The 1,496-nt window shown below is 69.5% G+C and carries 1 protein-coding gene; it reads right to left on the bottom strand.

Annotated features, from left to right (window positions below; all coding sequences use genetic code 11):
- Positions 1-24: 24 nt before the first annotated feature.
- On the bottom strand, positions 25-1,227 hold the full coding sequence (locus IE258_RS40625) for an IS110 family RNA-guided transposase (RefSeq protein WP_189750813.1): 1,203 nt from the start codon (positions 1,225-1,227) through the stop codon (positions 25-27).
- Positions 1,228-1,496: the final 269 nt, after the last annotated feature.

Below are 1,496 nucleotides of genomic sequence, written 5' to 3' on the forward strand. Positions count from 1 at the left end.
GGGGGGGTGCCTCTATGTCTTTCGTCAAGCGAGGCGTGGGGTTCTGGGTTCGTAGAAGGTGCCGTCGCGGAGCATCGCGAACAGCACGTTGATCCGCTGGCGGGCCAGACGGAGCAGTGCCTGGGTGTGGGTCTTCCCGCGGGCCCGGCATCGGTCGTAATAGGTGCGGGAGGCGGGATCGTGCAGCGCGGCGAACGCCGACAGGAACATCGCGCGTTTCAGTTGCCGGTTGCCGCCGCGAGGTGCGTGTTCGCCGTGGATCGAGGTCCCCGACGATTTGGTCGTCGGGGCCAGGCCGGCGTAGGAGGCCAGGTGGGCGGCGGTGGGGAAGCTGGTGCCGTCGCCGACGGTGACCAGCAAGGTGGCGGCGGTCCTGACCGCGACTCCCGGAATCGAGGTCAGGACCGCGGAAAGAGGGTGAGCCTCCAGCAGCTGTCCGATCTGCGCTTCCAGGGCTCGTCGCTGTTCGTGGACGGTCGCGAGCGAGCGGGCCAGGGACGGGATCACGAGGTCGAGGGTGCCGGTGCCCGGGACCACGACGGTCTGCTCGTCGAGCGCGTCGAACACTTCGTCGATCAGCCGCTGGGCCATGCGCGGAGCCTTGGGCCGGATCACCTCAACCAGCTTGCGGCGTCCGGCTTTCCGCAGGGCGGCTGGGGATCCGTGGCGTTCCAGCAGCCAGGTCACGGCGGGGTGGTCCAGGCGCGGGCCCAGGACGCGTTCCAGGCTGGGGTGGAACTGGGTGAGCAGGCCGCGTATCCGGTTGGAGGTGCGGGTGGCCTCGGCGGCGAGGTCCTGGTCGAAGCCGACGAGCACGGTCAGTTCGGCGGTGATCTCGTCGGTCAGTTCCAGCGAGCGCAGGGTGTGCGGCATCGTGCGGGCGGCGTCCGCGATCACCGCGGCGTCCTTCGCGTCGGTCTTCGCCTCGCCCGGATAGAGATCGGCGATCCGCCGCATGGACAAGCCGGGCAGGTAGGCGACCTTGCAGCCGGCGTCCCGGGCGACGGTCAGGGGCAGGGCTCCGATCGAGGCGGGCTGGTCCACGATCACCAGCACGGTGCCGAACTTCGCGGCCAGCTTGTCGAAGACGGCCCGCAGCTTCGGCTCGCTGTTGGGCAGCTGCTTGTCGAAGACCTTTTTCCCGGCCGGGGTCAGCCCGTGCCCATGATGGGAGCTCTTGCCGACGTCCAGGCCGAGGAAGACGCCCACGTCGTCGATGTCGTCCAACCCATCCTCCCGAGCAGGGTTCGTGCGGTGCTGGCCAGGGCGTTGGCGTCGTATGCGCGCATCCACGTTATGCAGACCTGCCGCCCGCAAGCGGCCGGGCTTTGCGCCAGGCCAGGCGGTAGTCGGACCTCTCATCAGCGTCTCCAACGGCGCCTCCCAGGCCCGGTGACACCACCCCCCAGGTCATCCGTTCGACAGGGGGGAACAGTCATGCCGGGCCCGGAGGCCAGCGGCCCTCTTGCAGGACCGCGAAGAAGATAACGGGGGGG

Origin of the sequence: Streptomyces tendae (assembly GCF_014650435.1) — a bacterium.
In the GTDB taxonomy this organism is placed as follows: Bacteria; Actinomycetota; Actinomycetes; order Streptomycetales; family Streptomycetaceae; genus Streptomyces; species Streptomyces tendae.